22 protein-coding genes are annotated in these 21,745 nt (G+C 59.1%); 18 read left to right on the top strand and 4 right to left on the bottom strand.

All coding sequences use genetic code 11. From position 1 onward, the window contains the following. Window positions 1-20: 20 nt before the first annotated feature. A complete protein-coding gene (locus BLQ41_RS30500; RefSeq protein ID WP_157695021.1) occupies window positions 21-290 on the top strand; it encodes a hypothetical protein in 270 nt (89 codons plus the stop codon). A 6-nt stretch (window positions 291-296) separates the two neighbouring features. Next, the gene (locus BLQ41_RS15175; protein WP_090182069.1) at window positions 297-716 is read left to right on the top strand and encodes a type II toxin-antitoxin system YafO family toxin; all 420 of its coding nucleotides are present in this window, start codon (window positions 297-299) and stop codon (window positions 714-716) included. A gap of 117 nt (window positions 717-833) precedes the next feature. On the opposite strand, the gene BLQ41_RS15170 is transcribed toward BLQ41_RS15175, so the two are convergent. Both BLQ41_RS15170 and BLQ41_RS15165 read right to left on the bottom strand, forming a co-directional pair. After that, entirely contained in the window at window positions 834-1,193 is a 360-nt protein-coding gene (locus BLQ41_RS15170; RefSeq protein ID WP_090182068.1) for a DUF6124 family protein, read from the bottom strand. Between the two features lie 1,415 nt (window positions 1,194-2,608). Further along, window positions 2,609-3,286, bottom strand: a complete 678-nt coding sequence (locus tag BLQ41_RS15165; RefSeq protein ID WP_090188565.1) for an alpha/beta family hydrolase — start codon at window positions 3,284-3,286, stop codon at window positions 2,609-2,611. A gap of 85 nt (window positions 3,287-3,371) precedes the next feature. On the opposite strand from BLQ41_RS15165, the gene ccoN (BLQ41_RS15160) reads away from it, so the two are divergent. From ccoN (BLQ41_RS15160) to ccoP (BLQ41_RS15125), 8 genes are all read left to right on the top strand, one after another. Beyond that, on the top strand, window positions 3,372-4,796 hold the full coding sequence (gene ccoN, locus BLQ41_RS15160) for a cytochrome-c oxidase, cbb3-type subunit I (protein WP_090182066.1): 1,425 nt from the start codon (window positions 3,372-3,374) through the stop codon (window positions 4,794-4,796). Between the two features lie 10 nt (window positions 4,797-4,806). After that, on the top strand, window positions 4,807-5,415 hold the full coding sequence (gene ccoO / locus BLQ41_RS15155; protein ID WP_090182064.1) for a cytochrome-c oxidase, cbb3-type subunit II: 609 nt from the start codon (window positions 4,807-4,809) through the stop codon (window positions 5,413-5,415). A 3-nt stretch (window positions 5,416-5,418) separates the two neighbouring features. Next, window positions 5,419-5,619: a cbb3-type cytochrome oxidase subunit 3 gene (locus tag BLQ41_RS15150; protein ID WP_090182062.1), complete on the top strand. Its 201-nt coding sequence runs from the start codon at window positions 5,419-5,421 to the stop codon at window positions 5,617-5,619. Beyond that, window positions 5,616-6,569, top strand: coding sequence for a cytochrome-c oxidase, cbb3-type subunit III (ccoP, locus tag BLQ41_RS15145; protein ID WP_090182061.1), 954 nt, complete (start codon window positions 5,616-5,618; stop codon window positions 6,567-6,569). The genes BLQ41_RS15150 and ccoP (BLQ41_RS15145) overlap by 4 nt, the downstream gene beginning before the upstream one ends. Window positions 6,570-7,052: 483 nt before the next feature. Beyond that, on the top strand, window positions 7,053-8,495 hold the full coding sequence (ccoN, locus tag BLQ41_RS15140; RefSeq protein ID WP_090182059.1) for a cytochrome-c oxidase, cbb3-type subunit I: 1,443 nt from the start codon (window positions 7,053-7,055) through the stop codon (window positions 8,493-8,495). Beyond that, the gene (gene ccoO, locus BLQ41_RS15135) at window positions 8,495-9,103 is read left to right on the top strand and encodes a cytochrome-c oxidase, cbb3-type subunit II (protein WP_054054085.1); all 609 of its coding nucleotides are present in this window, start codon (window positions 8,495-8,497) and stop codon (window positions 9,101-9,103) included. The genes ccoN (BLQ41_RS15140) and ccoO (BLQ41_RS15135) overlap by 1 nt, the downstream gene beginning before the upstream one ends. A 5-nt stretch (window positions 9,104-9,108) precedes the next feature. Next, a complete protein-coding gene (locus BLQ41_RS15130) occupies window positions 9,109-9,294 on the top strand; it encodes a CcoQ/FixQ family Cbb3-type cytochrome c oxidase assembly chaperone (protein ID WP_003175465.1) in 186 nt (61 codons plus the stop codon). Further along, window positions 9,291-10,274, top strand: a complete 984-nt coding sequence (ccoP, locus tag BLQ41_RS15125; protein WP_090182057.1) for a cytochrome-c oxidase, cbb3-type subunit III — start codon at window positions 9,291-9,293, stop codon at window positions 10,272-10,274. The genes BLQ41_RS15130 and ccoP (BLQ41_RS15125) overlap by 4 nt, the downstream gene beginning before the upstream one ends. A gap of 55 nt (window positions 10,275-10,329) precedes the next feature. On the opposite strand, the gene BLQ41_RS15120 is transcribed toward ccoP (BLQ41_RS15125), so the two are convergent. Next, window positions 10,330-11,331 (bottom strand): metallophosphoesterase family protein, encoded by a 1,002-nt coding sequence (locus BLQ41_RS15120; protein ID WP_090182055.1) that lies wholly within the window; start codon window positions 11,329-11,331, stop codon window positions 10,330-10,332. Between the two features lie 480 nt (window positions 11,332-11,811). Between BLQ41_RS15120 and ccoG the strand changes: the two genes are divergently transcribed. From ccoG to BLQ41_RS15080, 8 genes are all read left to right on the top strand, one after another. After that, window positions 11,812-13,227, top strand: coding sequence for a cytochrome c oxidase accessory protein CcoG (ccoG, locus tag BLQ41_RS15115; protein ID WP_090182054.1), 1,416 nt, complete (start codon window positions 11,812-11,814; stop codon window positions 13,225-13,227). A gap of 11 nt (window positions 13,228-13,238) precedes the next feature. Next, window positions 13,239-13,781 (top strand): FixH family protein, encoded by a 543-nt coding sequence (locus tag BLQ41_RS15110; protein ID WP_090182052.1) that lies wholly within the window; start codon window positions 13,239-13,241, stop codon window positions 13,779-13,781. A gap of 166 nt (window positions 13,782-13,947) precedes the next feature. Continuing rightward, window positions 13,948-16,398, top strand: coding sequence for a heavy metal translocating P-type ATPase (locus BLQ41_RS15105; RefSeq protein ID WP_090182050.1), 2,451 nt, complete (start codon window positions 13,948-13,950; stop codon window positions 16,396-16,398). A 22-nt stretch (window positions 16,399-16,420) separates the two neighbouring features. After that, a complete protein-coding gene (ccoS, locus tag BLQ41_RS15100) occupies window positions 16,421-16,639 on the top strand; it encodes a cbb3-type cytochrome oxidase assembly protein CcoS (RefSeq protein WP_090182048.1) in 219 nt (72 codons plus the stop codon). Beyond that, window positions 16,632-17,315 (top strand): sulfite exporter TauE/SafE family protein, encoded by a 684-nt coding sequence (locus tag BLQ41_RS15095; RefSeq protein WP_090182047.1) that lies wholly within the window; start codon window positions 16,632-16,634, stop codon window positions 17,313-17,315. The genes ccoS and BLQ41_RS15095 overlap by 8 nt, the downstream gene beginning before the upstream one ends. 202 nt (window positions 17,316-17,517) lie before the next feature. Then, entirely contained in the window at window positions 17,518-18,900 is a 1,383-nt protein-coding gene (gene hemN / locus BLQ41_RS15090; protein WP_090188562.1) for an oxygen-independent coproporphyrinogen III oxidase, read from the top strand. Window positions 18,901-19,039: 139 nt separating this feature from the next. Further along, entirely contained in the window at window positions 19,040-19,774 is a 735-nt protein-coding gene (gene fnr, locus BLQ41_RS15085; RefSeq protein ID WP_090182045.1) for a fumarate/nitrate reduction transcriptional regulator Fnr, read from the top strand. A 79-nt stretch (window positions 19,775-19,853) separates the two neighbouring features. Beyond that, a complete protein-coding gene (locus BLQ41_RS15080; protein ID WP_090182043.1) occupies window positions 19,854-20,402 on the top strand; it encodes an adenine phosphoribosyltransferase in 549 nt (182 codons plus the stop codon). A 134-nt stretch (window positions 20,403-20,536) separates the two neighbouring features. On the opposite strand, the gene BLQ41_RS15075 is transcribed toward BLQ41_RS15080, so the two are convergent. Continuing rightward, window positions 20,537-21,685, bottom strand: coding sequence for an acyl-CoA dehydrogenase family protein (locus tag BLQ41_RS15075; RefSeq protein ID WP_090182041.1), 1,149 nt, complete (start codon window positions 21,683-21,685; stop codon window positions 20,537-20,539). Window positions 21,686-21,745 lie beyond the last annotated feature (60 nt).

Raw genomic sequence — 21,745 nt, 5'->3', positions numbered from 1 at the left:
TGACTACACATAGGGGCGCCATGCCCTACAACCACGCCAGAATCCGCCGACTGGTGCACTTTTTGGGTCGGCTCTATCGTTTGCCGGTAGAAACCCAATCCCTTAAGCTGGTCAGTATGAATACATCTCCTTTGGAGGCTCCGATGGCCACCACCAGAAAGATCGACAAGCCGGTCAAAAAAGTCGTTCGCGATGAACTGACTTTTCTTGATGTAAGGCAAGCCGCGCGTGATGGGCAGAAAGCGTTCGATAAATATGTGATCACTGGCAAGCTACCCATAACAAAGTAGCCATAGATGCCAGCCGTCCAAATCTCTGCGCTTTTTGAACAAATCAGCAACTGGAAAAACTTCGCCGCTCATTTTTATAACTACAAAGTGTGCGGTGAACTGCCCGCTATTTTCGGGCGAGACGAACGACTCGACCTCACCGACATGCACCACATCCACTTGGCCAGCACTCAAGCGATCCAGGCACGATGGGCAAAAATAGACCGCCAGTATTATCGAACCGCCCTGGTTGACGATCCTGACAACGACTTCTGGCTTATCTACGCCTATGACGCTTTCCGGGATGTATACCTTTTGCTGACGATCACTGGTCCGGATGCCCATAACCGGAGTGAGTGGGGTTCATTCCTGCGCACGGTGCATTGCGAGATTGTTGAGCCATGGGTCGTGGGAAAAGTCATCTATCCCGACCTCGATGACTTTTGATCAACTGGCTGGCCAGCTCTCGGAACACGCATTGAATGGGTGACAACAAAAAACCGGATAGTGAGAGCTATCCGGTTATTTTGTTTCTTATTTGGCGCTATTCACGGCTATCCGCTACTACTGCGGCAAACGAAGCCTGTCCAGCAGTCGATTGACCAGCAGCTCGTTCAACATGATCAGCTGTTGCAGCGCCAGCAGCGGTTTGCGCTCCGGGCCTCTCACCGAGTTGGCGATATTGCCGGCCATGGCATTGGCCGACGACAGCGATTCACTGGCTTCGACGAGCAGCGTTTCGTCATCCAGCGTGGGGTCGACCTGGTAGATGGGGCGGGTCTTGGGTGGGAAGTACTTCGGGATTTCGGGGCAGAGATAATAGTCGAGTGCGCGGTCGGCGGCTTCTTTTGTCTTTTGAGACTCGAGCGCTGGGTCGTGAGAAATCGGATCGTTGTCCGGTGGGTTTGGTGTGGCTTTGAACATAGGTGTAACTCCTATTGCAGACTTCAAGGAGCCATCACCCACGCTACCAAACGATGGGTGGCGGCCATACGCGGGTTGGTAGACCGGCTGCAATAGGAACCCGGCGCTCACGAATGAGCCCCACGCATGACCACCATAATACCGAGCCCCAAGAAAAGGGACTGCATACGGTGTTGCCATACAGCTATTACAGACGGGCTACCAAACCCGATCACTGTTTTCCAGTGACAAGGAAACGATATATCCCCCTCCAAGCTGCGTAAGCCGGCGGATTCTGGCGTACGCGTAGGCAACGACGCAAGGTGTTGTAGCCCTTATGGCGTAACGGTTCGTGTACTTTAAACGCGCTCACAGAATTACGTTTATGCACAGAAAGCGACCGGATATTTCCCTGCCCCTTTGATGTGATCTGGTAGACCGCTTTAGTCGGATCGCCGCCCGGAGCAAGCCAGCTCCCACATTTTTGATTTGAGTGCATTCAGGTAGAGTTTGGTTGGTTGGCTGGCAGGCCAGCTCCCACAGTTGGGTTGAGTGCATTCAATTAGAAATTGGTTGGCTGGCAAGCCGCCATCGCTGGCAAGCCAGCTCCCACATTTTTGATTTGAGTGCATTCAGTTAGAGATTGGTTGGCTGGCCGGCCGCCATCGCTGGCAGGCCAGCTCCCACAGTTTTGAATTGAGTGCATTCAGCTAGAGATTGGTTGGCTGGCCGGCCGCCATCGCTGGCAGGCCAGCTCCCACAGTTTTGAATTGAGTGCATTCAGCTAGAGTTTGGTTGGCTGGCCGGCCGCCATCGCTGGCAGGCCAGCTCCCACAGTTTTGATTGGAGTGCATTCAGTTAGAGATTGGTCGGCTGGCCGGCCGCCATCGCGAGCTGGCTCACTCCTACAGTTGGGCCCGGTACACCAGCAAGAGATTGGTCGGCTCGTAGTCCGCCATCGCTGGCAGGCCAGCTCCCACAGTTTTGATTGGAGTGCATTCAGTTAGAGAATGGTCGTCTGTCAGGCCGCCATCGCCAGCAGGCCAGCTCCCACAGAAGAGCAAGAGCAGAACGCGTACCGCTTCTGCTCCTCACCACTCAACAGGATGAGCGTTAGCTCGGCTGCAGCTCTTGATCTTGATCCACGGGCGACATCGGAAGGCTGAGTGGAGGGATTCATCCGGGGGTGGGAGCGCAGCGACCGTTCGACGAAGTCGAACACATCGAGAGGAGGTGCAGCGAAGCAAACCGGAGGCGATGCCCCCGGATGGACCCCGGAGCGAAGGAACCCCGAGCCTCAGCGAGCGGGCCGAACGTAGGAGCAAGCGTTTTTTTGCTTACTTTTTTTAGGCGCTTGTAAAAAAAGTGAGTCGCCGTAAGGGCGAAACCCTAAGTGGCCGTTACCGCAGCAACGGATATGCCCCCCACCCCAAATCTCACCGAAGAAACTCGGCCACCTTCTGCGCGGCACTGGCCAAATGCTGCTCATGCGTAAACCCGGAAACCTTGAGCGGCTTCAAATCATGATCCCCCGCCCCCAACCAAAACACCTCAATCCCCGGCGATAACGAATACCCCTCAACCGCCTCCCGATTACCCAAAGCATCCCGCTCCCCCTGCACAATCAACGTCCGAGTCTGCAAACAAGCCAAATGTTCGACCCGAGGCTTCTCCGGCTTCCCCACCGCATAAAACGGATAACCCAGGCACACCAGCGCATCCGCCCCAAGTTCATCAGCCAACAGACTGGCCATCCGCCCGCCCATGGACTTGCCGCCAATGGCCAGACGCCCAGTGACATGGCGTCGCACCACGGCATACACCTCACGCCAGCATTCCAGCAGTTTTGGCGCCGGATTCGGAGGACGCTTGCCACCATCGACACGCCTTTGCGCCATGTAGGGAAACTCGAAGCGCACTACGTTGACGCCTTGAGCCGCAAGGCGTGCAGCCATATCGTTCATCCAGGCACTGTCCATCGGCGCACCGGCTCCGTGAGCGAGAATCAGTGTCGCCGATGCCGGCGCTGACGCGGCATTCCACAACCATCCATGATCCCGCACACATTGCGCCCATTGATCCCCGTCAATACTGGCCTTGTGCTCTTTGTCCATGCTTGCCTCGCTTTTAGTCTGCCTATAACTCCAGGCGAAGCGGCGCTGCTGGCGCTCACTTCGGCTGAACCGTGGATGGGGAACCATGAACACTTCTATCAGTACCGCCTACAACTACAAGGTGGTCCGCCAATTCGCCATTATGACGGTGGTGTGGGGCATCGTCGGCATGGGTCTCGGGGTTTTTCTCGCGGCTCAATTGGTCTGGCCCGAACTCAACTTCAATCTACCGTGGACCAGTTTCGGGCGGTTGCGCCCATTGCACACCAACGCGGTGATCTTCGCTTTCGGCGGTTGCGCCCTGTTCGCCAGCTCGTTTTATTCGGTGCAACGCACCTGCCAGACTCAATTGTTCGCGCCGAAAATCGCCGCGTTCTGCTTCTGGGGCTGGCAACTGGTGATCCTGCTGGCAGCCATCAGCCTGCCGCTGGGTTACACCAGTTCCAAGGAATACGCCGAGCTGGAATGGCCGATCGACATTCTGATCACCATCGTCTGGGTCGCTTACGCCATCGTGTTCTTCGGCACGCTGGCCAAGCGCAAGACCAAGCACATCTACGTCGGCAACTGGTTCTTCGGTGCGTTCATCATCACCGTGGCGATCCTGCACATCGTCAACAACCTCGAATTGCCGGTGAGTTTCACCAAGTCCTACTCGGTGTACGCCGGTGCGACCGATGCGATGGTCCAGTGGTGGTACGGGCACAACGCCGTGGGCTTTTTCCTCACCGCCGGTTTCCTGGGGATGATGTATTACTTCGTGCCCAAACAGGCCGAGCGCCCGGTGTATTCCTATCGCTTGTCCATCGTGCACTTCTGGGCGCTGATCACCCTGTACATCTGGGCCGGTCCGCACCACCTGCACTATACCGCACTGCCGGACTGGGCGCAGTCGCTGGGCATGGTGATGTCGCTGATCCTGCTGGCGCCAAGCTGGGGCGGGATGATCAACGGCATGATGACGCTCTCGGGCGCCTGGCATAAGTTGCGCAGCGACCCGATCCTGCGCTTCCTCGTGGTCTCGCTGGCGTTCTACGGCATGTCGACCTTCGAAGGGCCGATGATGGCGATCAAGACGGTCAACGCCCTCTCCCACTACACCGACTGGACCATCGGCCACGTTCATGCCGGTGCGCTCGGCTGGGTGGCGATGATCTCCATCGGTGCGCTGTATCACATGATCCCGAAAATCTTCGGTCGCGCGCAGATGCACAGCATCGGCCTGATCAATGCGCACTTCTGGCTCGCGACCATCGGCACCGTGCTGTACATCGCCTCGATGTGGGTCAACGGCATCGCCCAGGGCCTGATGTGGCGCGCCGTCAACGAGGACGGCACGCTGACCTACTCCTTCGTCGAAACCCTGGTGGCCAGCCACCCAGGCTTCGTCGTGCGACTGGTCGGCGGTGCGATCTTCCTCAGTGGCATGTTCCTGATGGCTTACAACACCTGGCGCACCGTACGGGCCTCGCAGCCTGCCGAAGTCGCCGCTGCCGCGCAGATGGCCTGAGGAGTCCGCCATGAAACACGAAACAATCGAGAAAAACGTCGGCCTGCTGATGTTGCTGATGGTCCTGGCCGTGAGCATCGGCGGTCTGACCCAGATCGTCCCGCTGTTCTTTCAGGACGTGACCAACAAACCGGTGGAAGGCATGAAGCCCTACACCGCGCTGCAACTGGAAGGACGTGACATCTACATCCGCGAAGGCTGCGTCGGTTGCCACTCGCAGATGATCCGGCCGTTCCGCGCCGAGACCGAACGCTACGGCCACTACTCGGTGGCTGGCGAGAGCGTCTGGGATCACCCGTTCCTGTGGGGTTCGAAACGCACCGGGCCGGACCTTGCACGGGTCGGCGGCCGTTACTCCGAAGACTGGCACCGCGCGCACTTGTACAACCCGCGCAACGTCGTGCCGGAATCGAAGATGCCGGCCTATCCGTGGCTGGTGGCCAATCAACTCGACAGCAGCCACACCGAAACCAAGATCAAGACCATGCGCACCCTGGGCGTGCCCTACACCGACGACGACATCGCCGGTGCAACGGCCTCACTCAAGGGCAAGACCGAAATGGACGCACTGGTCGCCTACCTGCAAGTGCTCGGCACTGCCATCAAGAGCAAGAGGTGAACCATGGTCCTTGAAATGAGCAGTGGAATGATTCGCGGCCTGGGCACGGTCGTGGTGTTCGTGGCCTTCGTCGGCCTGTCGTTGTGGGTGTTCAACAGCAAGCGCAGCCCGGCATTCGCCGAAGCGCGCCTGCTGCCATTCGCCGACGAACCACAACCCGATAGCCCTCAAGAACCCGCAACAACAAGGAGTACCCGGCCATGACCACCTTCTGGAGTACGTGGATCTGCGTACTGACCATCGGCAGCCTGATCGGCCTGACCTGGCTGCTGATCGGCACCCGCAAGGGCGAAACCAAGGGCAGCGTCGACCAGACCATGGGCCATAGCTTCGACGGCATCGAGGAGTATGACAATCCGCTGCCGCAGTGGTGGTTCATGCTGTTCGCCGGCACGCTGGTGTTTGCCGTGGGCTATCTGATCCTCTATCCCGGCCTGGGCAACTGGAAAGGCGTCCTGCCGGGTTACGAGGACGGCTGGACCGGCGTCCACGAATGGGAAAAGGAAATGAACAAGGCTGACGCGAAGTTCGGGCCGATCTTCGCCAAATTCGCTGCCATGCCGGTGGAAGAAGTGGCCAAGGACCCGCAAGCGCTGAAAATGGGCGGTCGCCTGTTCGCCTCCAACTGCTCGGTCTGCCACGGCTCGGATGCCAAGGGCGCTTTCGGCTTCCCGAACCTGACCGACGCCGACTGGCGCTGGGGCGGTGCTGCCGACACCATCAAGACCACCATCATGGGCGGTCGCATGGCGGCGATGCCGGCCTGGGGTGAAATCCTCGGTGAAACCGGCGTAAAAAACGTCGCCGCCTATGTGCGTCACGAACTGGCCGGCCTGCCATTGCCAGCCGACAGTGGTGCCGACGTACAAGCCGGACAGCAACTGTTCAGCACCACCTGCGTAGCCTGTCATGGGGCAAACGGCCAAGGCACTGAAGCCATGGGGGCGCCGAATCTGACGCACCCGGCCGGATTTATCTACGGTTCAAGCCTGGCGCAACTGCAACAAACCATTCGTCATGGCCGCCAGGGCCACATGCCGGCGCAGAACGAATTGCTCGGCAACGACAAGGTGCAACTGCTGGCTGCGTATGTTTACAGCCTGTCTCACGGTCTGAGCACCGAGCGCTTGCAAGCCGAAGGCAAACGCGAATAAATCTCGACCGCTCTACTGCCGCATTCTCCCGGATGCGGCAGTTCCCTGCCTTTTTGCGACCAAGTGTCGCACCCCTCCTTGGGTCCCTCCTTTCGGTTCACCAGATTCGGGTCTAAGCTTCTGCGATGCGGACTGGCATGAGCCGGTTCCAGGTCGACCCAACCCGATGCGTTCGACGAATTCGTTCGATGACAGGCCGCAAAGGCTGGTAGATACCGGCTGTCGTGCCAATCGCCGTCTGTCACCCGATCGTTGCGTTTGAACACACCCCGTTACAACTGACCTGACCCCCTCACCCATTTGGTTCGCTGCGACATTTTGTCCGGGGGCAATTTTGTCCTTACGCGGCGCATGGAAAGGCCGCAGAATCAGCTTTTGAAAGCATTGATCCAGGTCATGGCGCGTTGCAATGACCCCCTGCTTTCTCCATACTTGCGACCGATTTTTACTCCTAATAAAACACCCAAACCGTGGAACCTTAGAATGAGCACAGCAATCAGTCCGACTGCTTATAACTATAAGGTAGTCCGCCAGTTCGCCATCATGACGGTGGTCTGGGGGATCCTTGGCATGGGGCTTGGTGTCTTCATCGCCTCACAGCTCGTATGGCCGGAATTGAACTTCGGTCTGCCGTGGACGACTTTTGGACGCTTACGCCCGTTGCACACCAACCTGGTGATTTTCGCCTTCGGTGGTTGTGCACTGTTTGCCACTTCTTATTACGTCGTGCAGCGAACCTGCCAAACGCGACTGATTTCCGACAGTCTCGCCGCCTTCCACTTCTGGGGATGGCAAGCGGTGATCATCGGCGCCATCGTTACCTTGCCGCTGGGTTACACCACCACCAAGGAATACGCTGAGCTGGAATGGCCACTGGCTATTCTGCTGGCCATTGTCTGGGTCGTTTACGGTCTGGTGTTCTTCGGGACCATCGTCAAGCGCAAAACCAAGCACATCTATGTGGGTAACTGGTTCTACGGCGCGTTCATCGTCGTGACCGCGATGCTGCACATCGTCAACCACATGTCGCTGCCGGTCAGCCTGTTCAAGTCCTACTCCGCCTATGCGGGTGCGACGGACGCGATGATCCAGTGGTGGTACGGCCATAACGCGGTCGGTTTCTTCCTGACCACCGGCTTCCTGGGGATGATGTACTACTTCGTTCCGAAGCAGGCCGAGCGTCCGATCTACTCCTATCGCCTGTCGATCGTGCACTTCTGGGCGCTGATCACCCTGTACATCTGGGCCGGTCCGCACCACTTGCACTACACCGCACTGCCGGACTGGGCTCAGTCCCTGGGCATGGCGATGTCGATCATTCTGCTGGCTCCGAGCTGGGGCGGCATGATCAACGGCATGATGACCCTGTCGGGCGCCTGGCATAAGCTGCGCACCGACCCGATCCTGCGGTTCCTGGTGGTATCGCTGGCGTTCTACGGCATGTCGACCTTCGAAGGCCCGATGATGGCCATCAAGACCGTGAACTCGCTGTCGCACTATACCGACTGGACCATCGGCCACGTACACGCCGGCGCTCTCGGCTGGGTAGCGATGATCTCGATCGGCGCGATCTACCACATGATCCCGAAACTGTTCGGTCGTGCGCAGATGCACAGCATCGGCCTGATCAACACCCACTTCTGGCTCGCAACCATCGGTACCGTTCTGTACATCGCTTCGATGTGGGTCAACGGCATCACCCAGGGCCTGATGTGGCGTGCAATCAACGACGACGGCACCCTCACCTACTCGTTCGTCGAAGCGCTGCAAGCCAGCCACCCTGGCTACATCGTTCGCGCCCTGGGCGGTGCGTTCTTCGCCAGCGGCATGCTGTTCATGGCCTACAACGTATGGCGTACCGTACGTGCCTCGAACCCGGCAGAAGCCAAAGCCGCTGAACAGATTGCTGTAGTTGGAGCTCACTGATGAAGCATGAAGCAGTCGAGAAGAACATTGGCCTGCTGGCCTTCTTCATGGTTATCGCCGTCAGCATCGGCGGCCTGACCCAGATCGTTCCGCTGTTTTTCCAGGACGTCACCAACAAGCCGGTCGAAGGCATGAAGCCTCGCCCTGCGCTTGAAGTCGAAGGACGCGACGTCTTCATCGCCAACGGTTGTGTCGGCTGCCACTCGCAGATGATCCGCCCGTTCCGTGCTGAAACCGAACGTTACGGCCACTACTCGGTCGCCGGTGAAAGCGTCTGGGACCACCCGTTCCTGTGGGGTTCCAAGCGTACCGGTCCGGACCTGGCCCGCGTCGGCGGTCGTTACTCCGATGACTGGCAGCGTGCGCACTTGTACAACCCGCGCAACGTAGTGCCTGAGTCGAAAATGCCGGCCTACCCGTTCCTCGTGGAAAACAAGCTCGACGGCAAAGACACCGCCAAGAAACTGGAAGTCTTGCGCACGCTCGGCGTCCCTTACACCGACGAAGACATCGCCGGCGCCAAGGATGCTGTGAAGGGCAAAACCGAAATGGACGCGCTGGTGGCCTATCTGCAAGGCCTGGGCACCATCATCAAAAGCAAACGGTGATTTAGATGGATATCGGGATGATTCGTGGCCTGGGCACCGTTGTTGTGATGGTGGCCTTCATCGGTCTGGCGTTGTGGGTATTCAGCCCCAAGCGCAAGTCGGAGTTTGAAGACGCGACCTTGCTGCCTTTCGCGGATGATCCCGAAGCCATCAAGCACGTCGAGCAAGCTTCTAGGAGTAACAAAGAATGACTACGTTCTGGAGTCTGTACGTCACAGTCCTCAGTCTCGGCACCATCTTCGCCCTGACCTGGCTGCTGCTGTCTACCCGCAAGGGCCAGCGCGCCGAGCAGACGGAAGAAACGGTTGGCCACTCCTTCGACGGGATCGAGGAGTACGACAACCCACTGCCAAAATGGTGGTTCATGCTGTTCGTGGGCACCATCATCTTCGCCCTGGGCTACCTGGTGCTGTACCCGGGCCTGGGCAACTGGAAAGGCCTGCTGCCAGGTTACAACTATCTGGATAACGAGAAGCAGACCGCGTTCGCCAACGGCCAGACCGGCTGGACCGGCGTTCACGAGTGGGAAAAGGAAATGGCCAAGTCGGACGCCAGGTTCGGTCCGATCTTCGCCAAGTTCGCTTCCATGCCAATCGAAGAAGTGGCCAAGGACCCGCAAGCCCTGAAGATGGGTGGCCGTCTGTTCGCCTCCAACTGCTCGGTCTGCCACGGCTCCGACGCCAAGGGCGCTTATGGCTTCCCGAACCTGACCGACGCCGACTGGCGCTGGGGCGGCGAGCCGCAAACCATCAAGACCACCATCATGGGTGGCCGTCACGCGGTCATGCCAGCGTGGGCTGACGTGATCGGCGAGCAAGGCGTTGCGGACGTTGCTTCGTTCGTGCTGACCAACCTCGATGGCCGCAAGCTGCCGGAAGGCACCAAGGCTGACCCGGTTGCCGGCCAGAAGCTGTTCGCCGCCAACTGCGCGGTGTGCCACGGTCCGGAAGGCAAAGGTACGCCAGCGATGGGCGCGCCTAACCTGACCCACCCGGCAGCGTTCATCTACGGTTCGAGCTTCGCTCAACTGCAGCAGACCATCCGTTACGGCCGTCAGGGCCAGATGCCTGCGCAAGAACTGCTGCAAGGCAACGACAAGGTTCACCTGCTGGCCGCTTACGTCTACAGCCTCTCTCACGGTGAGAAAGCGCCGGCGGAAGACGCTCAGTAAGGCAAATGCTTGATGCAACAAAAAGGGCCCCGCCAGTGATCTGACGGGGCCTTTTTTATGGGCGACTGGCCCAGATCGATTTCACCGGTACCGTATCCAGCAGCTTTCGGTTCTGCCACTGGTTGTTCGTCACAAAGTTGATGTGCAATTGCTTGCGATCATCCGAGAAGCTGGCAATCAGGTAGGTTTGTTGGGAACTGGCGCCGCTGAGGTACATTGGCACACCATTCATATCGTAGGCATCGCCACCATTTTGATGGTAATGGCCGGCAAAAATGGCAGTGACCTCATACTTCCTGATCATTTGGTGGAAACGCCTCACCTGCTCACTGCTCCCCATCATTTCCTCTGGCTTGTGCATGTTGATAATGATGGCGTAGCCCTGAATCCGAGCGTGTCTCAAATCGATTTCAAGCCAATCCAGGGTACTGGTGATATCGAACGTCGTCGGGTTTAACGCATGAGAAACTCTGGTCGCATAGGTCGGCTCATTATTGAGTTGCACCATATGGACGTCACCGATGTTCTTGGAATAGGCGAGGCTCCCCGTATACTGCCGACTAATGAAACTGCCCGTAATGTTCAGATCAAAACTATCAACCTTGCCCTCATGGTGTTCTTTAAACTCCACGATACTGCCGGCCGCGCAACTATTGCTAAAGCAATCATCCACGTTATTCTCATAATCGTGATTACCCAACCCATACAGATAATCGTCCTTGAAGTATTTTTTCAATGCCGAGTTCATGTAAGAGCGCTGCCAGCCGTGACCGAAAGCGGTGATATCGCCGTTGATCATCAGCGGCACATGGGATTGCGCATTGTTTTTCCGAAAGTCGGCAATACTCGCAAACTGGGTTTCTACCAGCCATTTTGAACGGCTATTGAAATCCGCTTCTGACTCAGGCTCTCTGCGGTCGAGCTTATCGGTCCACGGGTATTGAGTATCCGAAGCGAAGATCATGTGACGTGGAGCACCCTCCACTGAATAGGCCAAAGGCATCGTAGACAACAGGCACAAGCCCAACACAAACTGCGTAACTTTTTTGGCAATCATGAAATTCCGTTTCCATTAGTATTAAATAAAGTGCAATTAAAACCGCACGCAACCAACTTAATGAAAACGAACAAAAACCTCAAACAACCAATCGAAACCAATTAAATAAATATATTTCCACCACCCCAACTAATACAAAAGAACAACGCCCCCAACTTACACCTGATTTGCTTTTTGCATTTGATATTCAGAGTGCGGCGAGCCCCACCAGGAAGCCGCTTTGGCAATCCCTTTGGTGATCGGCATGCCGGGCGGCCACGAATCGCGTCACCTCCCAATCTGAATCCTGAAAAACCGTCCATAATTCATAAGTCAATTGATTCAAGTCATTACACTGTCAGTTGATTTCTACCAACGTGACCAAAGGTCGCACCCTTGAGGTAGAGCTACAGGCGTATCATTGCGCCACTGCTACACCCCTTTTGACCGCGGTCGGCATGCACTGACCGAGGCATTTTTCCACTGCCGTGGGATGCAATGATGAGCAATCAGATTCCGGTACACGACGTCACACCGCCTGCCAAAAACGCGAACAACAGCGTCGACCTCTACGCCTCCCGAGAAAAGATCTACACCCGCGCCTTCACCGGCCTGTTCCGCAATTTGCGAATGATGGGTGGGGCCTTTTTGTTCCTGTTGTATTTCGGCACGGTCTGGCTGAACTGGGGCGGCCATCAAGCCGTGTGGTGGAACCTGCCGGAGCGTAAATTCTTCATCTTTGGCGCCACCTTCTGGCCTCAGGACTTCATCCTGCTTTCCGGCATCTTGATTGTCAGCGCCTTTGGCCTGTTCTTCATTACCGTGTACGCCGGCCGGGTCTGGTGCGGCTATACCTGTCCGCAAAGCGTCTGGACGTGGATTTTCATGTGGTGCGAAAAGGTCACCGAAGGCGACCGCAACCAGCGTATCAAACTCGACAAGGCGCCGATGAGCGCCAACAAATTCCTGCGCAAACTCAGCAAACACTCGATGTGGCTGTTGATCGGCTTCGTGACCGGCATGACCTTCGTCGGTTACTTCTCGCCCATTCGCGAACTGACCATCGATTTCTTCACCGGCGAAGCGGATGGCTGGTCGTATTTCTGGGTCGCGTTCTTCACCCTCGCCACCTACGGCAACGCCGGCTGGTTGCGCGAGCAAGTGTGCATTTACATGTGCCCGTATGCGCGCTTCCAGAGTGTGATGTTCGACAAGGACACGCTGATCGTCTCCTACGATCCGCGTCGCGGTGAAAGCCGTGGCCCGCGCAAGAAAGGCATCGACTACAAGGCCCAAGGCCTGGGCGACTGCATCGATTGCACCATGTGCGTGCAGGTTTGCCCGACCGGGATCGACATCCGCGATGGCCTGCAGATCGAATGCATTGGCTGCGCCGCGTGCATCGATGCCTGCGACAGCATCATGGACAAAATGGACTACCCCCGTGGTTTGATCAGCTACACCACCGAACACAACCTCTCCGGGCAAAAAACCCATAAACTGCGCCCGCGCCTGATCGGCTATGCCGTGGTGCTGCTGACCATGATGGGCTTGCTGGCCGGCGCGTTCTTCATGCGTTCGCTGGTCGGTTTCGACGTCAGCAAGGACCGCGTGCTGTACCGCGAGAACGCCGAAGGCAGGATCGAAAACGTCTACAGCCTGAAGATCATGAACAAAGACCAGCGTGACCACACCTACGTGCTGGAAGCCTCTGGTTTGCCGGACCTGAAGCTGCAAGGCAAGCGTGAAATCAAAGTCGCCGCCGGAGAGATTTTCAGTCAGCCCGTGGAATTGTCCATGGCACCGGAGAAACTGCCGTCGAGCACCAACGAGGTCAAATTCACCCTCAAGGATGCCGACGACAACAGTGTCCACGTTGAAGCCAAGAGCCGATTCATCGGCCCACAAATTCGTTGAGAGAAGTGATCATGCCCGCAGCAAATGCCGCAAGCCCTTGGTACAAGCATCTTTGGCCATGGATCATCATCGCCATTCTGGCGTGTTCCGTGACGCTGACCTTGTCCATGGTGACCATCGCGGTGAACAACCCCGACAATCTGGTCAATGACAACTACTACGAGGCCGGCAAAGGCATTAACCGCTCCCTGGACCGCGAGCTGCTGGCCCAGACCCTGTTGCTGCGTGCCAGCGTGCATCTGGACGACGTGACCGGCGAAGTCGACTTGCGCCTGAGCGGTAACAGTCAACCCCAAACCCTTCAACTGAACCTGATCTCACCGACCCAACCGGAGAAGGATCGCAAGATCACCCTCGCCCGCAGCGAAACCGAACAAGGCCGCTACATCGGCCAGCTGAGTGACAAGATTGAAGGCCGTCGCTTTGTCGAATTGCTGGGTGTGCAGGACGACAAGACCTGGCGTCTGTTCGAGGAAGAACAGGTCAGCCATGACAAGGACCTGATGCTCGGCGATGAGCCGCTGCAAGGCGCCGAAGACCTGAAAAAACCGTAAACCGCAGCACCTGTGACACCTGTAGGAGCTGTCGAGTGAAACGAGGCTGCGAACTTTTGATCTTGTTTTTAAAAATCAAAGTCAAAAGATCGCAGCCTCGTTTCACTCGACAGCTCCTACAGGTTGTGCAGGGATGAGGCCGTCCCGGACGATATAGAATCACCCCATGACCACCCAACTTTCCTGCTACCACTGCGCCCTGCCCGTCCCGGCCGGCAGCCGCTTCACCGCCGCAGTCCTCGGTGAAACCCGCGAGTTCTGCTGCCCGGGGTGCCAGGCCGTGGCTGAAGCCATCGTCGCCGGTGGCCTGGAAAGCTATTACCAGCATCGCAGCGAATCCTCCGCCAACCCCGAAGCCTTGCCCGTGCAGTTGGTGGATGAACTGGCGCTGTACGACCGCGCCGACGTGCAGCAACCGTTCGTGCGCCACGACGGCGAACTCGCCGAAACCACCTTGCTGATGGAAGGCATCAGTTGCGCCGCCTGCGGCTGGCTGATCGAGAAACACCTGCGTGGCTTGCCGGCGGTAGTCGAGGCGCGGTTGAACCTGTCCAATCATCGCCTGCATGTACGCTGGGCTGATGCCCAATTGCCATTGAGCCAAGTGCTCAGCGAATTGCGCCACATCGGCTACGCCGCCCACCCCTATCAAGCCGACCGCGCCAGCGAACAACTGGCCGCCGAAAATCGCCTGGCCCTGCGCCAACTCGGCGTGGCCGGCCTGTTGTGGTTCCAGGCGATGATGGCGACCATGGCGACATGGCCCGAATTCAACATCGACTTGAGCCCCGAGCTGCACACCATCCTGCGCTGGGTTGCGCTATTCCTGACCACACCGATCGTGTTCTACAGCTGCGCGCCTTTTTTCAAAGGCGCCCTGCGCGACCTCCGCACCCGCCACCTGACCATGGATGTTTCGGTGTCACTGGCGATCGGCAGCGCCTACATCGCCGGGATCTGGACCTCGATCAGCGGTGTCGGCGAGTTGTATTTCGATGCGGTGGGCATGTTCGCGCTGTTCCTGCTGGCCGGCCGTTACCTGGAACGTCGCGCCCGGGAACGCACCGCCGCCGCCACCGCGCAACTGGTAAACCTGTTGCCTGCCTCGTGCCTGCGCTTGAGTGCTGACGGCCAGAGCGAACGAATCCTGCTCAGCGAATTGCGCGTCGGCGATCAGGTGCTGGTTCACCCCGGCGCAATTCTGCCGGCGGACGGCAAGATCCTCGATGGCCAGTCAAGCATCGACGAATCGCTGCTGACCGGCGAATACCTGCCGCAACCGCGAACGCTCGGCGATGCCGTCACCGCCGGTACGCTCAATGTCGAAGGCGCACTGACGGTACAAGTCCTCGCGCTCGGCCAGGACACGCGATTGTCGGCCATCGTCCGCCTGCTGGACCGCGCCCAGGCCGAGAAGCCGCGCCTGGCGGAAATCGCCGACCGTGCCGCGCAATGGTTTTTGCTGCTGACCCTGATTGCCGTCGTGGCCATCGGCTTGCTCTGGTGGGAACTGGATTCATCCCGCGCCTTCTGGATTGTCCTGGCGATGCTGGTTGCCACGTGCCCGTGCGCCTTGTCGCTGGCCACACCGACCGCCCTCACCGCCGCCACCGGCACACTGCATAAACTCGGTTTACTGCTGACGCGCGGTCATGTGCTCGAAGGCCTGAACCAGATCGACACGGTAATTTTCGACAAGACCGGCACGCTGACTGAAGGACGCCTGGCGTTGCGCTCGATCCGCCCGCTCGGCGACCTCGGCAGCGATCAATGCCTGAGCCTGGCCGCCGCGCTGGAAAACCGCTCCGAACACCCGATTGCCCGCGCCTTTGGCCGGGCGCCACAGGCCGCCGAAGAAGTCCACAGCACACCGGGGCTGGGCCTTGAAGGGTTGGTCGGCGCGCAACGCTTGCGCATCGGTCAACCGGGTTTCGTCTGTGAGCTCAGTGGCGCGTGCGTGCCGTCGATGCCGCAGGAAGCGGGCCAATGGCTGCTGCTCGGCGACAGCCAGGGACCGCTGGCCTGGTTTGTGCTCGACGACCGCCTGCGCGTCGATGCGCAAACGCTGGTGGACGCCTGCAAGGCCCGTGGCTGGCGCACGCTGCTGCTGTCGGGCGACACCTCGCCGATGGTCGCCAGCGTCGCCGCCGAACTGGGCATCGACGAAGCCCGGGGCGGCTTGCGTCCGGATGACAAATTGCAGGTTCTGCAACAGCTGCACAAGGAAGGCCGCAAGGTGTTGATGCTCGGTGACGGCGTCAATGACGTGCCGGTGCTGGCCGCCGCCGATATCAGCGTGGCGATGGGCTCGGCCACCGACCTGGCGAAAACCAGTGCCGATGCGGTCCTGCTCTCGAACCGCCTCGAGGCGTTGGTGCAAGCCTTCAGCCTGGCCCGGCGCACCCGCCGGGTAATCATCGAGAACCTGTTGTGGGCCGGGCTGTACAATGGCCTCATGTTGCCGTTCGCCGCCCTCGGCTGGATCACGCCGATATGGGCCGCGGTCGGCATGTCCATCAGTTCGTTGACCGTGGTGCTCAATGCCCTGCGCCTGACTCGCCTGCCGAGCGCGCCTGCCAGCCGTACCACGCCAGAAACCCGTCCGCTGCCGGCTTGAGCCGGGCGGGCATGGAGTCCAGATGCCAGCTCTCTACGTGATGATCCCGGCCGCGCTGCTGATCGTGGCCATCGCCGTTTACATCTTCTTCTGGGCGGTCGACAGCGGTCAGTACGACGACCTCGACGGCCCCGCCCACAGCATTCTGTTCGACGACCAGGACCCGAACCACAAGGCTGGGGTCGAGGAAGCCAGCGGTCATCCGGTCAAACCGGACGACAAGGCCCCTCCGCATGCTTGAGTTGGCGCCGCTGTTAGTGTCTGCGGTGATTCTCGGCCTGCTCGGTGGCGGGCACTGCCTGGGAATGTGCGGCGGCTTGATGGGCGCGCTGACCCTGGCGATTCCCAAGGAACAACGCAGCCGCCGCTTTCGGCTGCTGCTGGCCTATAACCTGGGACGAATTCTCAGCTATGCCACCGCAGGACTCTTGATCGGCCTGGCAGGCTGGGCCGTGGCCAACAGCCCGGCGGCCATGTTCATGCGGGTAATCGCCGGCTTGCTGCTGATCGCCATGGGCTTGTACCTCGCAGGATGGTGGAGCGGCCTGACCCGCATCGAAAGCCTCGGTCGCGGCCTGTGGCGGCATATCCAGCCGGTCGCCAACAAATTGCTGCCCGTGTCGAGCCTGCCCCGCGCTTTGCTGCTGGGCGCGCTGTGGGGCTGGCTGCCGTGCGGACTGGTTTACAGCACCTTGCTGTGGTCGGCGAGTCAGGGCAATGCGCTGGACAGTGCGCTGTTGATGCTGGCCTTCGGCCTGGGCACCTGGCCGGTGCTACTCGCCACAGGCCTGGCGGCTGAACGGGTCACGGCGTTGTTGCGCAAACGCAGTGTGCGCATGACGGGCGGGTTGCTGGTGATCCTGTTCGGCCTGTGGACCTTGCCGGGGCCGCATCAGCATTGGTTGATGGGCCATTAGATCGGCGCCACGCCCATCGCGGGCAAGCCCGCTCCCACAGATTTTTGTGAACACCCACAATCCAATGTGGGAGCGGGCTTGCCCGCGATGGGGCCCGCAGAGACAACACAAATCCTGACCTTTGATGCAAATCAAGATGCCCCACCGCCCCGCGCCCTAGACTCGCTGACACTGCCAGCCTATCCGGGGGAACGCCCGCATGATGCTCGACGCCATTCGTTGGGATACTGATCTGATCCGCCGTTACGACCTGGCGGGACCGCGCTACACCTCTTATCCGACCGCCATGCAATTCGACGGGCAGGTCGGCACCTTTGACCTGTTTCACGCCCTGCGTGACAGCCGCAAGGCGCTGCGCCCGTTGTCGCTGTATGTGCATGTGCCGTTCTGCGCGAACATTTGCTACTACTGCGCCTGCAACAAAGTCATCACCAAGGACCGCGGCCGCGCCCTGCCTTACTTGCAGCGCCTGGAGCAGGAAATCCAGCTGATCGCCTGCCACCTCGACCCCACGCAAAAGGTCGAGCAACTGCACTTCGGCGGCGGCACCCCGACCTTTCTCAGCCACGATGAACTGCGCCAATTGATGGCCCAGTTACGCAAACACTTCAACTTGCTGGACGACGACTCCGGCGACTACGGCATCGAGATCGACCCACGCGAAGCCGACTGGTCGACCATGGGCCTGCTCCGCGAGCTGGGCTTCAACCGGGTCAGCATTGGCCTGCAAGACCTCGACCCGGCAGTGCAACGGGCAGTGAATCGCTTGCAAAGCCTGGAAGAAACCCGCGCGGTGATCGATGCCGCCCGAACCCTGCAATTTCGCTCGATCAACATTGACCTGATCTACGGCTTGCCGAAACAGACCCCGGAGAACTTCGCGCGCACCGTCGACGAAGTCATCGCGCTGCAACCGGACCGTCTCTCGGTGTTCAACTACGCGCACCTGCCGGAACGCTTCTTGCCGCAACGGCGGATCAACAGTAACGAGCTGCCGACACCGGCGCAGAAACTGGAAATGCTCCAGCGCACCATCGAACAGCTCACCGCCGCCGGTTACCGCTACATCGGCATGGACCACTTTGCGTTACCCGACGATGAGTTGGCGATTGCCCAGGAAGAATCGACCCTGCAGCGCAATTTCCAGGGCTACACCACCCACGGCCATTGCGATCTGATCGGGCTGGGCGTCTCGGCCATCAGTCAGATCGGCGACCTTTACTGCCAGAACAATAGTGACCTGAGCCAGTACCAGAACGCCCTCGCCAGCGCTCAACTGGCGACCAGCCGTGGCCTGGTGTGCAACGCCGATGATCGCGTGCGGCGGGCAGTGATTCAGCAGCTGATCTGCACGTTCAACCTAGAGTTTTCGGCGATAGAGCAGGCTTTCAATATCGATTTTCGTGGCTACTTCGGGGAGCTGTGGCCGCAGCTCCAGACCATGGCCGATGACGGTTTGATTACACTCGACAACGAGCGGATCACGGTACTGCCCGCCGGGCGTCTTCTGGTGCGGTCGGTGTGCATGGTGTTCGACGCCTATCTGCAACAGCACAATAACCAGCGTTTTTCCCGGGTGATCTAGCGCTCCATGGGGTCAGCAGTCATCAGGCCGGCATTGAGTGCCGTCATCGACAAGCGACAAAACGGCGCAGGCTGGCTTGAACGTCCTCCCGTGAGTTACCCTTACGGCTTATGTGTGTTTTCTCACAAGGATTGAAGAAATGTCCGAGCCAGTAAAATTGCGTGCTCACAGTCAGGCCCATTGCAAGGACTGCAGTCTGGCCCCGCTTTGTCTGCCGCTTTCTTTGAATCTAGAGGACATGGATGCGCTGGACGAAATCGTAAAACGTGGCCGACCGCTGAAAAAAGGCGAATTCCTGTTCCGTCAGGGCGACACGTTCGATTCCGTTTATGCCGTTCGCTCCGGTGCCCTCAAGACCTTCAGCCTGAGCGATGGCGGTGAAGAACAGCTCACCGGTTTCCACCTGCCGAGCGAACTGGTCGGCCTGTCGGGCATGGACACCGAAAAGCACCCGGTGTCGGCGCAAGCCCTGGAAACCACGTCAGTGTGCGAAATCCCTTTCGAACGTCTCGATGAATTGGCCCTGCAACTGCCGCAACTGCGCCGGCAACTGATGCGTGTGATGAGCCGCGAGATTCGTGACGATCAACAGATGATGTTACTGCTGTCGAAGAAAACCGCCGACGAGCGCATCGCTACGTTCCTGGTCAACCTCTCGGCACGTTTCCGCGCCCGGGGCTTCTCGGCCAACCAGTTCCGCTTGAGCATGTCGCGCAACGAGATCGGTAATTACCTGGGCCTGGCCGTGGAGACCGTATCCCGCGTGTTCACGCGCTTCCAGCAGAACGAACTGATCGCCGCCGAAGGCAAGGAAATCCATATCCTCGACCCGATCCAGCTTTGTGCGCTGGCCGGTGGCTCGCTCGAAGGCTGACGGTAACGAATGCGGCTGAGCGAAACGGTTCAGCCGCCGTTATACTGCGACGTTTGCAGCCTGCCAGGATTCTTCGACTATGGCCTTCGACGCCTTCGACATCAAATCCCTCATCCGCCCGGTGATCGACTTCCCGAAGCCGGGGGTGATCTTTCGCGACATCACACCTTTGTTCCAGTCCCCTACGGCCCTGCGCGTGGTGATGGACAGCTTCGCCCACCGTTATGTCGAGGCGGACTTCACGCATATCGGCGCGATGGATGCTCGCGGATTTTTGATCGGTTCGGTGCTGGCCTATCAACTGAACAAGCCGCTGGTGCTGTTTCGCAAGCAGGGCAAACTGCCGGCCGACGTGCTGGCTGAAGGTTATGCCACCGAATACGGCGAAGCGTTCCTCGAAGTGCATGCCGACAGCTTGTGTGAAGGTGATTCGGTGGTGATGTTCGATGACCTGATCGCCACCGGTGGCACGCTGATCGCCGCGACGAACCTGATTCGACGCATGGGCGCACGGGTTCATGAAGCGGCGGCGATTATCGATTTGCCGGAGCTGGGTGGGTCGAAGCGGCTGCAAGAGATGGGGATACCGACGTTCTGCCTGACGCAGTTTGCGTTGAGCGAGAAGTAAGGCTGCGTTATCACTAACGCCTTCGCGGGCAAGCCCGCTCCCACAGTGATTTACGCCGTACACAAGATGTGTGTCTGACGATAATCCTGTGGGAGTGGGCTTGCCCGCGATAGCGTCAGCCGCCACACCAAGGATTAGAGCCCCATCTGCTTGCTGATGATCTCGTTCATCACTTCCCTCGTCCCGCCGCCAATCGACAAAATCCGGTTATCCCGGTACAGCCGCTCTACCAGGCTCTCGCGCATATAACCCAGGCCCCCGAGGATCTGCACCGCATCCGTGGTAATCCGGTCAGCCGTGTCGGTCGCAAAGTTCTTGGCCATCGAAATCTCCTTGATCACGCTCTGCCCCGCCGCCATTTTCGCCGCCTGACGATAAGTGAACTCCCGCGACACCTCCAATGCCGTGGCCATTTCCGCGAGGCGGTGTTTAAGCACCTGGAACTTGCCGATTGGCTTACCAAACGCTTCGCGCTGACGCGCCCATTTCAGGCTTTCTTCCAGGGCCAACTGCGCGGTCATGTTGGCCATGAGCGCCAGTGCCAGGCGTTCGCTCTGGAAGTTGCCCATGATGCAGGCGAACCCCATGTTCTCGGCACCGATCAGATGGCCCGCCGGCACCCGGCAATCATTGAAGAACAGTTCGGCGGTGTCCGATGCCCACCACCCCATCTTCTTCAAATGGCGACCGACCGTGAAACCGGGCGTGCCCTTTTCGATCAGCAGCAGGCTGATGCCACCGAAACCCGGCTCACCCGTACGCACCGCAACCGTGTAGAAATCGGCGCGGACACCGCTGGTGATAAAGGTTTTGCTGCCGCTGACCCGATAGAAATCGCCATCACGCACGGCACGGGTTTGCAGGTTGGCGACGTCGGAGCCGCCGCTGGGTTCGGTGACTGCCAGGGCGCTGATTTTCTCACCGGACAGAACCCGAGGCACCACGCGGTCGCGGACTTCGGGTCTGGCCCACTTGAGGATGGGTGGCAAGCCGATGTCCAGTGAACCGAGGCCCGCCACCAGACCACCAGAGCCACAACGCATCAACTCTTCACTGGCCGCGATCTTGGCGAACAGGTCGCCTTCGTGACTGCCGCCCAGGGATTCGGGGTACCCGATCCCCAAAATGCCTGCCGCACCGGCCTTGAGGTAGAGCTCGCGGGGAAAGCTTTCAGCTTCTTCCCACTGGTCGATGTCCGGAAGGATCTCGCGCTCGACGAAACGTCTGACGCTGTCGCGGACCAATTGGTGGCTGGGGTCGAAGTATTCCTCAAAGGCAGGCATCGGCAAGCTCCACTGAAGGTTCAGCGAAGTTAACCGAGCGCTTGCTTGGTTTTCAAGAGG

The sequence above is a fragment of the Pseudomonas arsenicoxydans genome (assembly GCF_900103875.1).
Taxonomy (GTDB): Bacteria; Pseudomonadota; Gammaproteobacteria; order Pseudomonadales; family Pseudomonadaceae; genus Aquipseudomonas; species Aquipseudomonas arsenicoxydans.
This window is presented reverse-complemented; position numbering and strand designations above follow the sequence as displayed.